Origin of the sequence: Lactiplantibacillus fabifermentans DSM 21115 (assembly GCF_000498955.2) — a bacterium.
Taxonomy (GTDB): Bacteria; Bacillota; Bacilli; order Lactobacillales; family Lactobacillaceae; genus Lactiplantibacillus; species Lactiplantibacillus fabifermentans.
In genome coordinates this window covers 1-14,622 of record NZ_AYGX02000024.1, presented here as the reverse complement: position 1 = coordinate 14,622, position 14,622 = coordinate 1, and the positions used below count along the sequence as shown (strand labels likewise).

The following is a 14,622-nucleotide window of genomic DNA, read 5'->3' as shown; positions in this document are numbered from 1 at the left end:
TTATGCTGAACAATTTGTCCAAAAATTCGGATTAAATTTGCAATCTACCTTTTACAAACAGCAGGTTATAACCGAACAAAAACTGGAAAGCCTTTCTAAAACGTCCGTCGCCTATTCTACCATGGTTTAGGAGCTGGTAAAGTAAAACCAATCAATTCAAAGGAGTTTTTTATTATGACTAAAGTAATCGTTCTCGGTGGCGCCGGCCACATTGGTTCGTATCTTGTCCCACAACTCGTTAAACTCGGCTATGATGTCACCGCCGTCACGCGTGGCAAACATCAACCGTACGTGACTGACAGCGCTTGGAACCAAGTTCAGCACTTGTATTTGGACCGCCAACAAGACCCCGACTTTGCCGCTAAAGTGGCGGCTGAAAATGCCGATATTGTGGTCGACTTGATTAGCTTCACCTTAGCTGACACGCAGGCGTTAGTAACGGCCTTGCAACCAACGAAGCTCAGCCACTATATCTTTTGTTCTTCAGTCTGGGCCCATGGTCGCGCCACCACTTTACCAGCCGACCCCAATGCGGTCAAACATCCGTTAGATGAATACGGCCGGCAAAAATATCAATCGGAGTTATATTTGAAACAATTATATCGCGAACAAGGCTTTCCCGCGACCATTATTATGCCTGGTCAAATTTCCGGTCCCGGTTGGAACATCATCAATCCGCTAGGTAACGCCAAAACCGGTGTCTTTCAAAAAATTGCCGACGGTCAACCAGTGACCTTACCAAACTTCGGTATGGAAACCTTACATCTGGTCCATGCTGATGACGTCGCCCAAGTCTTTACTAACGCCATCACCCATCGTAATGTGGCTTTAGGTGAAAGTTTCCATGCCGTGGCAGCTAGTTCCATCACGCTTTATGGGTATGCGCAAGCCATGTATGCTTATTTCGGTGAACAAGCTCAAATCGACTTTTTACCGTGGCCGGAATGGACGCAACAACTAGCGGACCCGGCCGCCGCTGAACATACGTATTACCATATTGCCCGCAGTGGTCAGTATAGTATCGCTAACGCCCAGAAACTGCTCGACTATCAACCACGCTACACCCCCATTGAAGTTGCCGAAATCGCCGTTAAAAGTTACCTCGACCGGGGCATTATTCATCACGGCTAGTCCAGGTCATCGTCAATAATATGATTATCTAGCGGACGCTTTTCTGTCAAAGTGCCTAAATCGACCTTGAATTGCATGTTTTGTTCATAATTCGACGCAAAATAACTACTATATAATATGTCCAAGATTAACCGCATCGAAGTTAACGAGGCAAAACTCGCAATCTTTCGATAAGAATTTTCGCGGGTGGTCACCTTTAACGTGACATCTGCCAATCGTGATAAGCGATTCTCACCGATACTCGTTAACGCAATAATCGGGACTTGGCGTTGTTGCAAAATATCCGTGACGGTAAATAACGGATCGGACTCACCCGAATATGACATGACGATGGCACAATCGGCTGGTCCCAACATGGCAGCTTCTTGAAACATCATATTTTGAATGGGAAACGTCTGGGCTTGTTTACCCAGATGGCGCATTTTATAAACAAATTCATCCGCCGAAAACAACAAATTTGCTAAGCCAAAAACATTGATACTCTGCGCATTCAATAAAATTTGGCGGGCCGCTAATAAGCGGTCATGGTCTAACAATGCCAGCGTATCGTTAGCGCTCTCAATTTCTAATTGCGTGACTTTTCCTGCCACCGTCATCAACGGGTCTTGGGCCGTAAACGGCTGATTGGCATCTAAATTTTTAAAATTCGTCTGTAAATATTCGACTTCCGCTAAGAAGCTCGCTTTGAGGGCCCGCCACCCACTAAAGCCGAGCTTTTTGGCGACCCGCACGACCACTGACGGTGACGTATAAGTCGCTTGGGCCAGTTGCGGGGTCCCATAAACTTTCAACTGATCTTGTTGTTGCAACATAAAATCGACAATGGCTTGTTCGTTGGCGGAAAAAGCCGTCCGTTGCATTTTTTCTTGTAATAGCATGTCGTCACCTCTAAGCTATCCTACAAAAGTTGACACCGGTTACGCAAGTAAAACGAGTGCCTTTTGACCCCATCTGTGAATCAGTGTTAATATTAGTTAAAATATATAGAAATAAGGTGATCATTTGAAACAAGGGACAACGATCTTGACGTTAGATAATGGCTACCATTTATGGACGAACACCCAAGGCGAAGGCGACATTCATTTGCTTTGTTTACACGGTGGTCCTGGTGGCAATCACGAATACTACGAAAACTTCGGTGAAAAGCTCGCTGATTTAGGCGTGCAAGTCACCATGTATGACCAATTAGGCTCATGGTATTCGGACCAACCGGATTATTCCGACCCAGAAATTGCCAAAAAGTATTTGAGCTATGACTACTTTTTGGATGAAGTCGAAGAAGTGCGTCAAAAACTTGGTTTAGACAACTTCTACTTAATCGGCCAATCATGGGGTGGCGCCTTAGTCATGATGTATGCCTTGAAATATGGCCAACACTTAAAGGGTGCCATTATTTCGAGCATGGTCGACAACATCGACGAATACGTCGTTAACGTCAACAAATGCCGTGAAGAATGCTTACCCGCCGATGCCGTGGCTTACATGAAGCAAAAAGAAGCGGAAGGCAACTGGAATGATCCGAAGTACCAAGAATACGTTGACGTTTTAAATGCCAACTATGTGGACCGCAAGCAACCCGTTGCCATCTCACATTTAATCAGCACGATGGCGACACCCGTTTACAACGCCTTCCAAGGTGACAACGAATTCGTTATCACCGGGAAGCTCAAAGACTGGGACGTCCGTGACCAAATCCATAACATCAAAGTGCCAACCTTATTAACTTTCGGCGAACACGAAACGATGCCATTGGACACGGCCCGGCGCATGGCGCGTGACATTCCTAATTCACGCCTCGTCACCACGCCAAACGGTGGTCATCATCACATGATTGATAACGCCCCCGTTTACTTTGACCATTTGGAACAATTTATTAAAGATGTCGAAGCTGATACTTTTAATAAATAATGTTATCTTGAAGCGTCCGCTCAGTGCGGGCGCTTTTTTTATTACTCGCGGTCGGTCAGCTGCAACAACGCTGTGGGGCGACCCTGGTGAGCCCAAGCGCGGTCTCACCAGGCGGTTTGGTGCCAGTCATAGCCCAACCGTCACCAAACACGACCCAAGTTCTAAGCGGCCGCACTACACCCGCTAAGAACTTCGACACAGCGTCGTTGCAGCTGACCGACCGCTAATATCCACACACTATTTAAATAACCACCATTTTCTTACTAAAAATGACTATCACGGATTTTAGCAATTCATGATAGTCATTTTGTGTTTTAACTCGAAACGTTATAGCGCTACAACAATGCTATTCAGTTCGGGATTTGTGATTAACTCTTGATTTAAGCGACTTTTCTATTAAAAACATCATAGCGTTTTGAGTTCGTCAGCATTTAAAAAGCTAACTAAACTTATAAATTGTCGCCTTGTGCACGAAGTAATTCCCCGAGAGATGGCTGTTGCTTCGTGTCAATATGATTGGCTTCAGCATATTCATCAACCGCATCTTGACCGTATAATTTTGGATCAAGTGGCATGTAGGCCGTCCCAATTGGGTCATCATTCTTGATCACCGCATTAACAACAATTGGCTTGCGATTACCCTTAGCTTGTAAATCTTTGATTTGGTCAAAGACTTCTTCAACTTCGCGGTTATTCGTCACCGTAAAGCCAATTGCGCCAAAGCCATCAGCAACCTTTTCCCAATCAGCATCCGTTAAGTCCACTCCGTATAAGTGTTGCTTCGTGTCGACTTGTTCACGATAGATAAACCCGAAACGCTGGTTACTGAAGATGACGTTAATGACTGGTAATTCATAACGAGCTTCGGTAATCAAATCTGGCGCGACCATCGCAAAACCGCCGTCACCGGAAAATGACCAAGCTTGACTGTCCTTGACACTCAACGCACCGGCCATCCCAGCTGGTAGGCCAAAGCCCATCGTGGCAAATAAGCCGGATAAGGCGAAACGTTGGTCGTGATTCATTGGTAAGCCACGGACGGCAAATTCAGAAACGTTCCCAGTATCGACCCCATACGTATCTTTCGGGCCGGCAATGCTGGCAACTTTTTGCATGACGGCTTCGGGCGTTAACCCTTGGCTGTCATCACTGGCAATTTGTTTGAGCCAGGCATCCCAGTTGCGTTTGTTAGTCTGGTTAGCTGTTAACCAAGTGGTCTTAGGCAACGTTTCGCCAGTCGCAATCATGGCTTCCAAATAAGCCTTGGCATCACTAACAACGGCATAATCAATCGCAACCATCTTGCCGATATCAAATACATTGTTATTGACTTGAATAATCTTGATCCCCCTTGGCCAAAATGAGGCAAATGGGAATTCTGAGCCTAAGAATAAAATCAAATCGGCATGTTGCAAGGCTTCAAAACCAGATTTCGTCCCTAACCGGCCAAACGTCCCAATCGCATTGGGATGGTCAGTTGGAATCACACCCGTTGCGGGGACGGTATTCATAACTGGAATATTAAATTGTTCGCTGAATTTAACCAGTTCATCCTTAGCGCCAAGTAACCCCCGCCCGGCATAAACTAACGGGTGCTTAGCAGCCTTCAATAATTTCAACGTCGCCGTAATAGCTGCCGGGTCGACTTGTTGGGTGAACGTATCACTGACCGTATTAGGCGTTGAGACTGGTTCATAGTCGATTTCGGTCGCAGATAAATCTTCTGGAATAATGACAACGGCTGGCCCCTTTTGGCGATAGGCTTCCCGAATCGCTTGGTTGACCATATATGGCAATTGTTCGGCCGTCGTAGCAGTCCGATTATAAACGGCAACGTCGCTAAACATTGGGGTTTCATCCATTTCTTGGAAATAGTTGGTATTCATGGTTGGCTGTGGCACTTGCCCAACTAACGCTAACATCGGCACGTGGTCCATCTTAGCGTCATACAAGCCGTTGAATAAATGTGTCGCCCCAGGGCCGGCGGAGCCAAACGCGACCCCAATCTTCCCCGTAAACTTCGCATCGGCCGACGCCGCAATCGCGCCCACTTCTTCGTGCCGTACCTGAATATAATCAATTTTATCTTTTTCCAAATAAAGTCCTTCGACCGTATGGTTAATGGACCCACCCGGAATCCCATAAATATGATCAACACCCCAGGCTTCTAAAACCTTAACTAATGCTTGTCCAGCAATCATCTTCGTCATAACCGCATCGCACTCCTTAAGTTGCCAAGGACCACCGTTGGCCCCTGTAATTATTTAACACGATCATTATAAAGCGCTTGCAGATATAAACGCAAGTAATATCACTTACTTTTTGTAAGTATTTTTTGATGATGTTTTGCTCACCGCCGATAATTATTACTGTCGATTGTCCCATCAACTAATTGAACTCGCGACCAATGTTAAAAGATCTACAAACTGTTAGTAGCAGTTCGGGGATCTTTTAACATTGATTACTGCTTTAATAGTTAATCATTATCTATAAACATTCGATAATAACAACGAACGGAACAATCACCATAACCGGCTTGATAACAGCAAAAGCTTCAAGTAACTAATTGCCTGCGCAGCTCTCGTTAAAAAAGCAATATAGCTTGCCGGCTGACCGTCATGGAAGCCGCCATGTCGGTGGCGTTAACGGGATTGGTCTTTATCCCGTTTACACCACCGACGCCTTTTGAGACGCGGGTTGTCGGCTCAAAAGCGAGGCCCAAGACCGCCCCTCAGGCTTGGGCCGGTCCCCATGGCGGCTTCCATGACGGTCAGCTGGCAGCGGCAAGTTCCAACTTTCAAGCATAAAAAAACGCCATCCAATTGGATGACGTTGCCTGATTATTTTTAGTTAGACGTTCAATATCCACAAGAATAATATGAAGACAAAGAACAAGACATACATTAATGGATGGACTTCTTTTGCATGCTTCGTAGCCACCATCGTGATGACGTATGAGATGAACCCTAAGGCAATCCCATCAGAGATACTGTACGTTAACGGCATCCCGATAACCGTCAAGAAAGCGGGCACCGCAATTTCAAAACGTTCCCAACTAATTTGTTTCAACGATTCGGCCATTAAGACCCCGACAATAATCAAGGCTGGCGCGGTAACTTGGTCGGTAACGACGTTCAATAGTGGTGAGAAGAATAACCCTAAAATGAAGAGAATCCCAGTAACTACGGCACTCATCCCCGAACGACCACCCACGGCAATCCCCGCGGATGATTCAACATAAGCAGAAGTTGGTGAAGTCCCTAATACGGAACCGACTAACATCGAAGTCGAGTCGGCCATCAAAGCTTTCCCAACCCGTGGCATTTTGTTGTTCTTCATAAAGCCAGCTTGTTCGGCTAAACCAACCAAGGTACCAGCCGTATCAAAAAACGTTACTAACAAGAACGTCAAAACGACAATAATTAATTGTAATGAATTGATATCACTAATATGGAATAAAGCGACCCCAAAAGTTGGTTTCAATGATGGCGCGGCTGAAACAATCGAGGTTGGCATTTTAATCAGACCGGTGACTAACCCTAAGATTGACGTTAAGACCATCCCGATAAAAATACCACCGGGAACTTTGCGGGCCATTAAGATTAAGGTCACGATTAACCCGAAGATGGTTAACCAAGTCGTCCCGACGGATAAAGAACCCAAACCGACAACGGTTGACTTGTTAGCGACAATTAAGCCCCCACCATGTAACCCGATAAAAGCGATGAAGAAACCAATCCCCGCGGAAATCGCTAATTTCATATCGCGTGGAATTGCATCAATAATCATTTCCCGTAACTTGAAGATCGTAATGATGATAAAAATGATTGAAGCAACAAAGACACCAGCTAAAGCCGTTTGCCATTTTACACCCATCCCAATCACGACGGAATACGTGAAGAATGCGTTGACCCCTAAACCCGGTGCAATCGCGATTGGATACTTCGCAACTAACCCCATCAATAAACAACCTAATGCTGAGGCCAAAGCAGTGGCCGTAAAGACCGCCCCTTTGTCCATCCCCGAAGCGCCTAAAACACTTGGGTTAACAAACAAGATATATGCCATGGAGACAAACGTTGTCAAACCGGCCAAAACTTCGGTTCGCATGGACGTCTTCAATTCTGAGAAATTAAAATATGCCGCAATTTTATTCATGATTCCCTCCCGAAATTTAAAAAAGTAGAAATTTCACATTTGTAAACGTTCGTGTTTTCTAACTTTGTAACAGAATTAAGCTTATCATTGTTCAGAATTAAAATCAATATCCGAACACTATTTAATTTCGAACATTATTTACTTCCGTTTTCAATTTTTCATCGAGAGCGGTAGAATGAAAATGGTTACAAAGTGAACCTTAACAAATTTCAACTGGGGGGCGTGAATTTTGGCTAGTTCAAAGCTTAGTGCCATTTTTTTCTTAATCATGTATGCAGTCTTACTTTACTTAGTCTTTACCATGCAAAACATGGCCGCCATGTACTTGATGGCCATTGGGATGTTTTTGGAAGCATGTGAAGGCGTGTACTGTAACTTCTTCAAACACTAAAGTCACATCCGCATAGCCCAGTCACGGGAGTTCGCCGGCCACGTGCCAACTGATTCCCGTGACAGTGCTACGCCACTGAGATAACTCAAAATGGGTACCTGATGAAGTTGAAATTCATCAGGTACCCATTTTGTTTTTCACTATTTTGATAGTCGAACCGTGCGACAACATGGGGCTTTCCATACATTGGTGAAGCTACAACTAGCGCTCATTACCAGTCATATAAAATAACATCTTTGAAAAGACTTCCTAGCATCGAACTTACGTACAACTAGATAAATGAAACAACCAAGTCACCGATAAACCAGCTAATCACTGCGTTGGTGGCTGCCACATTTTCTTGTAAAAAAATCCATTTAGTTGTGAGTTAGCAGCAATGGAAGTTGCCGTGCAAGTGGCGTTAGTTCGGCTGTTTTTTGCCGGACTTACGGCACCGACATCTTTGGAGATTGGTGAACTGTGCCAAGCTTCAAAGTGAGGTTCGCGACCGCTTTTTGGCTCGAACCGTTCGCCACGGCTACTGGAATTGCTGCTGACTCACAACGGCAATTACACATTCAATAATATTTAGAAAAACCGACAACAGGCGGTTGTTTTGAACAATTATTGGGCCTTATCTTGCGGTGTCAATTGCAAGACTTGGTCACTAAACTTTTCCATCATCGTTAACGCCTCACCAATTTGCGACGCGCCTAACCGTTTGACCCACAAATCAAAATGCTCGGTAATCGCCTCATTGACTAATAATTCTACCCGTTGCCCCCCGGCGGTTAAATGCAAATACAAGCGGCGCCGGTCGCGGGGGTCGGGAACCTGGAACACATAATGTTGGGCTAATAAGGCTTTGACTTGCCGCGAAATGGCACTGCGCGTCACTTGCCGCTGTAGAGCAATATCATTTAAGGTGACTTCATCACTCGTGGCAATCCGCCGTAAAATTAAAAATTGTTCAAACGATAATTTGTTCTGACTTAATGGCCACGCCACAAGGTCGGCCATGATCCGAGTTGTGCCCTGGTACGCTTCAAAGTACGTGTTTAATAAACTATTCAATTCGGCATTTTCCATTACACTCACCATCATTTCTGTTTCATTATGCTTAATTTTCCTAGAATATAACACGCCTTTAACTAATTTGCATTGATTAACCATGCAATTCCCGCTTTTTATCAAGGTAAAGCATCCTGCCTAACAATTTTGCAGGACAAAGTGTATGATGTAAGTAGATTAAACGCTTACGAAAAGGAGCGAAAAATATGGCACTCACACCTTTGCATCACGTAGAATTACGGCTGATGCAGACCGTGATCGACATTTGCGATGCAGAACACATTGACTACTTTTTAATCGGCGGTTCGTTGCTCGGCGCGATTCGGCATCACGGATTTATTCCTTGGGATGACGATATCGATATCGGGATGCGGCGCAGTGAATACCAACGCTTCATCGCCGTCGCGAATCGTTATCTCGACCCGGAACAATATTTCTTGCAAACGGGCGCTAGCGACCCTGACTATGGGTTAAGTTATATGAAACTATTAGATGTTAATACTTATATAGAAGAAAAAAATAATGTTAACAACGCGTTTAAAGGCGTCTTCGTCGACATCTTTCCCTTCGACAAAATTCCCGATGACGAAAGCTTGCGGCGCGCGCAACTCATGCATTACCGCTTAGAAGATGCGACCATTTTGTTAAAGCTCAACTACAATTTTGTCAAAACCCCTTTGCGCAATGTGCTCCACCGCAAAACGGCCCAACAATTAGCGGAAGTTAATAGTCACAAGGCTGACCGCGAAGGCTATATGCGCTTATACGAACAATCTGATTCACGCACCTATAAAAACTTGGCTTCGCAGTATGACTACGATAAAGAAATCATGTCACGCGACGAACTCACGACTTTAACGACCGTGCCCTTTGAGGACATGCAAGTGCAGATTCCCCAAGCGTATGATGATATTTTGACCCGGATGTACGGCGACTACATGCAGTGGCCGCCGGAAGACCAGCGCGTTGAAAAACATTTGAACAAACTAATTATCGACAATCACGAGATTTTATAAGCAGCGTGGTTCAAACGTGCCACGTAACGTTTGAATCATGCTGTTTTTATTGACGTCACACAACTAACTTTTTCGATATTAAAGCCTTTAGAGGCGGAATTCGTGCTTTTTGGCGCCCTATCCTATGTTAAAATTATAATAAGTATAATTATTGACCACCGAAACTGGTAACTTATCATTACCTAAAAATGGAGTCAGCCATTAGCTAAACTGGGGGATAATCATGGCAACAAAACTATTTGGTATTATGATGATCAATGTCCAAAGCATTGAATTATCGATTGTTAATTTAAGGACATTAAAACAAGTCGAACGGGTCCGGTCCGACGTTTCATTAGGCGAAGATATTTATGATCAACATTCCATTGATTATGACTCCGTTGAACAAGCGACCCAAGCACTGACCGGCTTTGTGCAAATCATGCACGATTACGGCGTCAAAGACTACCATTTATGGGGGTCGTGGTCGCTATCAATGGCCAACAATGCCGACTACATTCAAGACCAATTACTCGTGCGGACCGGTTTAAAAATCGACTGGCTTTCCAACAGTCAAGAAACGTATCTCCGCTCAGCCGCGGTCGCTGTGCATTTTCCCAAATTTAAGACCATGATTGAAAAGCCGACTTACTTACTGGGGATTAACTCCGGGAGTGTCGGTATTTCCCATTATGACCAGGGTAACTTTGCCTTTTCGCGGAGCTTGCGCTTAGGCCCCGTACGGATTGCCGAAGTTTTGGAAGACTTACAATCCAGCGTACCCAATTATGTGGAAGTCCTCGATGACTACATTTCAAGTCAAATCAACGACTTTGGCCGTTTCCTACCGACGCGTCGTGAACAACCAAGTAACGTGGTCATGTTAGGAGTCGCGCCGTTTTCAAACATTTTCCAAGAAGCGCAATCCAAAACCGGCGTGGCGGAAATCAGCAAACATGATTTTCAAGCGCTCTATGACGACATCGTCAACGCCTCTGACCAGTACTTAATGGAAAAGTACGAAGTGGAAGAAGAAAACGTCCGCATCGTCATTCCCGAACTATTATTAATCAACGAATTATTAGAACTCACGAATGCCGAAACGATTTGGCTAGGCAACGTGACCGTATTAGATGGCTTAATTATTGAAGAAGCCGTTAAACTCGGCTACAAGAAATACAATTTCAGCGACCAAATCGTCACCGCCGCGAAAAATTTGTCCAACCGCTATAACGTGGAACCAAAGCACCGCGACTTAGTGACCAAATTCTCGTTACATTTATTTGACCAGTTAAAGCCACTCCACCACTTAGGTAAACGCGAACGTCTATTACTAGAAGTTGCCTCGATTGTCCATGATGTCGGTAGTTATATCGACCCACATCAACACTACATGCATTCGGATTACATTTTACGGGCCACTGAATTGACCGGTTTAACTAACGCTGAACGCAAGACCATTGCGACGATTGCGCGCTACCACAGTGCCCAGACGCCTTCAAAGGACATCAAGCATTTTGAACATATGAGCTTAAAGCAACGCTTAGTCGTTTCCAAGCTGTCTGCCATCTTACGGTTAGCGGATGCGTTAGACGACGGACGCCAACAAAAGATCAGCAAAATTTCGGTTTCAATTAAAAATCCAAAAGTTATTATTACGTGTTATGCCCATGATGACTTATTCTTAGAAAACTGGGTCTTTTCTCAAAAAGCTAAGTTCTTTGAAGAAGTCTTTGGATTAACACCAATTATCAAACGCCGGGGGGTTCGTTAAAATGAATTATCAAAAAGAAAGCTACTATACCAACCGGGAACTCAGTTGGATGGATTTCAACTATCGGGTATTGGATGAAGCGCGCGATAAAGACAACCCATTGCTTGAACGGGTCCGCTTTTTAGGTATCACTCAAAGTAATTTGGATGAATTCTTTACGGTTCGGGTGGCCTCATTACGTAAGTTAATCTCCGTCAACTATGAAAAAGCCGATCCCGCGGGCCTGACACCAGCTGACCAAGTGGAAGCGATTAGCGCTAAAGCCCACGAAATGGTCAAACGGCAATATAACACGTTGAACCGGTCCTTATTACCGTTACTGGAACAACATGATATTCGTATTTTGACCATGGAAGAACTGAGCGAGGAACAATACACATTCGTCAAAAATTACTTCGATGATGAACTCTACCCCGCGTTAACCCCGATGGCCGATGATTCGTCACGGCCCTTCCCATTCATTGGGAACAACACCTTAAATATTGCATTACGCATTTATAAAAATGGCAATAAAAAAGACCGCAAGTTTGCGACCGTCCAAGTGCCGGATGTCTTCCCACGGGTCGTCATCTTACCAGGCGGCGACAACCAATTTATTTTGATTGAAGATATTATCAAAGCGTTTGTCGGTTCTTTATTCATCAACTATACTGTCAAGGAAACGAGCGCGTATCGCGTTATTCGGGATTTGGACTTAGACGTCGCCGAAGAAGATACCTCCGACTTGTTAAAAGAAGTTCAAAAACAATTGAAGATGCGCGAACACGGGAAAGTCATGCGCTTAGAAGTCGAAAAGAGCATGAGTAAACACCAACGGACCCGCTTAGCGAAAGCCCTCGGCATCCAAGAAAGTTCGCTTTACATTATTAATGGACCGTTAAACTTAACGTTCCTCTCCAAATTGGTCAAGTCCGTAACGGGCCACGCCGATTTGAATTATCCGAAATATCACGCGTACTATCCCGCGGTCTATCGTGAAAAGTCGATTTTTGACTTGATTAAAGATCATGACATTTTGATGCAATATCCATACGACGATTTCCAACCCGTCGTGGACTTCATTCACGAAGCCGCCGAAGATGACGACGTTTTAGCCATTAAGATGACGCTATACCGGGTCTCCGCCGACTCACCAATCATCAAGTATTTAGGTCAAGCCGCCCAAAACGGCAAGCAAGTGACGGTCTTAGTCGAAGTTAAAGCGCGTTTCGATGAAGAAAACAACGTCCATTGGGCCAAGAAGCTTGAAGAAATGGGTTGCCACGTTATTTATGGCTTGATTGGCTTAAAGACGCACTGTAAGTTAGCCTTAGTCGTCCGGCGTGAAAGCGAAGGTATCAAACGCTACATGCACATGGGGACGGGGAACTATAACGATGTGACCGCCCACTTCTATACCGATATGGGGCTATTTACCGCCGATACGGATATGGGGATTGATGCCTCAAACATTTTCAACATGCTGTCCGGGTATTCGGAACCACCTTATTTTCACAAGCTCCACATCTCGCCCGACGGTATTCGGGATTTCATCAACGAACGCATTGACGATGAGATTTCAATCGCCAAAGCGGGGCGGCCAGCGCACATCAAGATGAAAATGAACTCACTTTCTGACCCACAAATTATCAGTAAACTCTACGAAGCTTCACATGCGGGTGTTAAGATTCAACTAATCATTCGCGGGATTTGTTGTTTACGGACGGGCATCAAAGGGATTTCAGACAATATTGAAGTGCATTCGATCATCGGCCGTCTCTTGGAACATAGCCGGATTTACTACTTCAGTAATGATGGTGAACCGCAAATTTACTTATCCAGTGCCGATATGATGACGCGGAACTTAAACCGGCGGGTCGAATTACTCTTCCCACTATTACAGCCGGAAATCAGTAAACGAGCAATGGCCATCTTCGATACGATGTGGGCCGATACGGTCAAAACACGGGTCTTACAAGCGGATAACGAATACGTTAAATGTGACCGTCGCGGCTTAGTCGTTTTAGATTCGCAAGCAACGTTTATCGAAACCGCTGAAAAAGCTGTGGCTGCGGATCATGAGACCCCAACATCGACCAGTAATGCCCATCAATTTGTCCCAATGATGAGTCCGAAAAACGAACCGAACCCGTTAAGTGACGAGGGAGATGAATAATTTATGGAAAATCTGGCAGTCATTGATTTAGGCTCCAACTCTTGCCGGATGACCGTGACCCAAATTGATGAAGATGGTAATTACGCTGTCACCCACCGACTCAAAGAAATGGTCCGGCTATCAGAAAATGAAGATTTAACGGAAACTCCGACCTTACAACCAGACGCCATCGCCCGAACGATTACGGCGTTGCAAGGTTTCAAAGAAATTTATAGCAAGTTGCCCAACTTAAACTTGCGCGCGGTGGCCACGGCCGCGACGCGTAAAGCGAGCAACCAAAAGAAATTTCTCAAACAAGTCAAAACCGAAGTTGGCCTCGACATTGAGGTCATACCTGGCACGACCGAAGCCTATTATGACTACCTCGGCGTGGCCAACACGTTACCAACCACCAATTGTGTCATGATGGATACGGGTGGCGGCAGCTGTGAATTAGTCTTAATGATTAATGGCCGCGCCAAAGAAATGATTAGTTTACCCATTGGCGCCGTCAGCTTGTCGGAAAAATTCGGCTTAGACGATCTCGTCCCTGCCAATACGCTATTCAAAGCGATGACCTTCGTTGATAAAATTTTCAATAGTGTCTGGTGGTTGCGCAACGGCTTAAACTTACCGTTAGTTTGCCTGGGCGGCAGTAACCGCACCCTCGCCAAAATTAACCGCCGTCAAAGCCACTTATTGAACTTCGAAGATATCCACGGTTATCAATTGAAAGACGATGCCATTTATCAAACTTTTGACACCGTCTTAGCCCAAGACGCAGCGGGTCGCGCCAAGATTCCGGGTTTGGCTCGAGACCGCGCCGATATTATTGTCGGCGGGATGATTCCAGCAATTACGCTGATGCGGTTCTTAGATTCCGACCGGATGATTTTCTCGCAGAATGGTCTACGGGAAGGGATTCTGTTTGAGCATTTGACTGCTTTGGCGGAAGAGAATAGTAAAGTTAGTGAATAATGAAAAAGACACCTTGTTGGGTGTCTTTTTATTTACCCGGATTTATGAACATGGTAGATTGCAAATTTAATCCGAATTTTTGGACAAATTGTTCAGCATAACC

At 45.0% G+C, this 14,622-nt stretch carries 11 protein-coding genes; 7 read left to right on the top strand and 4 right to left on the bottom strand.

Annotated features, from left to right (window positions below; translation table 11 throughout):
* The first annotated feature begins 174 nt into the window (after positions 1 to 174).
* On the top strand, positions 175 to 1,131 hold the full coding sequence (locus DY78_RS01725) for an NAD-dependent epimerase/dehydratase family protein (RefSeq protein WP_024625830.1): 957 nt from the start codon (positions 175 to 177) through the stop codon (positions 1,129 to 1,131).
* On the opposite strand, the gene DY78_RS01720 is transcribed toward DY78_RS01725, so the two are convergent.
* A complete protein-coding gene (locus tag DY78_RS01720) occupies positions 1,128 to 2,009 on the bottom strand; it encodes a MurR/RpiR family transcriptional regulator (RefSeq protein WP_024625829.1) in 882 nt (293 codons plus the stop codon). The genes DY78_RS01725 and DY78_RS01720 overlap by 4 nt on opposite strands.
* 124 nt (positions 2,010 to 2,133) lie before the next feature.
* Here DY78_RS01720 and DY78_RS01715 point away from each other — a divergent pair, with 124 nt between their 5' ends.
* Positions 2,134 to 3,039: a proline-specific peptidase family protein gene (locus DY78_RS01715; protein WP_024625828.1), complete on the top strand. Its 906-nt coding sequence runs from the start codon at positions 2,134 to 2,136 to the stop codon at positions 3,037 to 3,039.
* 449 nt (positions 3,040 to 3,488) lie between these two features.
* Here the strand turns inward: DY78_RS01715 and DY78_RS01705 are convergent, their stop codons facing one another.
* Positions 3,489 to 5,249, bottom strand: a complete 1,761-nt coding sequence (locus DY78_RS01705) for a thiamine pyrophosphate-binding protein (RefSeq protein WP_024625826.1) — start codon at positions 5,247 to 5,249, stop codon at positions 3,489 to 3,491.
* A 640-nt stretch (positions 5,250 to 5,889) separates the two neighbouring features.
* Complete coding sequence (locus DY78_RS01700) at positions 5,890 to 7,197, bottom strand: NCS2 family permease (RefSeq protein ID WP_024625825.1); 1,308 nt, start codon at positions 7,195 to 7,197, stop codon at positions 5,890 to 5,892.
* Between the two features lie 229 nt (positions 7,198 to 7,426).
* Between DY78_RS01700 and DY78_RS15940 the strand changes: the two genes are divergently transcribed.
* On the top strand, positions 7,427 to 7,588 hold the full coding sequence (locus tag DY78_RS15940) for a hypothetical protein (RefSeq protein ID WP_156093399.1): 162 nt from the start codon (positions 7,427 to 7,429) through the stop codon (positions 7,586 to 7,588).
* A gap of 603 nt (positions 7,589 to 8,191) precedes the next feature.
* On the opposite strand, the gene DY78_RS01695 is transcribed toward DY78_RS15940, so the two are convergent.
* Positions 8,192 to 8,656: a MarR family winged helix-turn-helix transcriptional regulator gene (locus DY78_RS01695; RefSeq protein WP_024625824.1), complete on the bottom strand. Its 465-nt coding sequence runs from the start codon at positions 8,654 to 8,656 to the stop codon at positions 8,192 to 8,194.
* 188 nt (positions 8,657 to 8,844) lie between these two features.
* On the opposite strand from DY78_RS01695, the gene DY78_RS01690 reads away from it, so the two are divergent.
* From DY78_RS01690 to ppx, 4 genes are all read left to right on the top strand, one after another.
* Positions 8,845 to 9,654, top strand: coding sequence for a LicD family protein (locus DY78_RS01690; RefSeq protein ID WP_024625823.1), 810 nt, complete (start codon positions 8,845 to 8,847; stop codon positions 9,652 to 9,654).
* A 223-nt stretch (positions 9,655 to 9,877) separates the two neighbouring features.
* Positions 9,878 to 11,407 (top strand): Ppx/GppA phosphatase family protein, encoded by a 1,530-nt coding sequence (locus tag DY78_RS01685; protein ID WP_024625822.1) that lies wholly within the window; start codon positions 9,878 to 9,880, stop codon positions 11,405 to 11,407.
* Between the two features lies 1 nt (position 11,408).
* Positions 11,409 to 13,562, top strand: a complete 2,154-nt coding sequence (locus tag DY78_RS01680) for an RNA degradosome polyphosphate kinase (RefSeq protein ID WP_024625821.1) — start codon at positions 11,409 to 11,411, stop codon at positions 13,560 to 13,562.
* Between the two features lie 3 nt (positions 13,563 to 13,565).
* Complete coding sequence (gene ppx / locus DY78_RS01675; RefSeq protein ID WP_024625820.1) at positions 13,566 to 14,519, top strand: exopolyphosphatase; 954 nt, start codon at positions 13,566 to 13,568, stop codon at positions 14,517 to 14,519.
* Positions 14,520 to 14,622 lie beyond the last annotated feature (103 nt).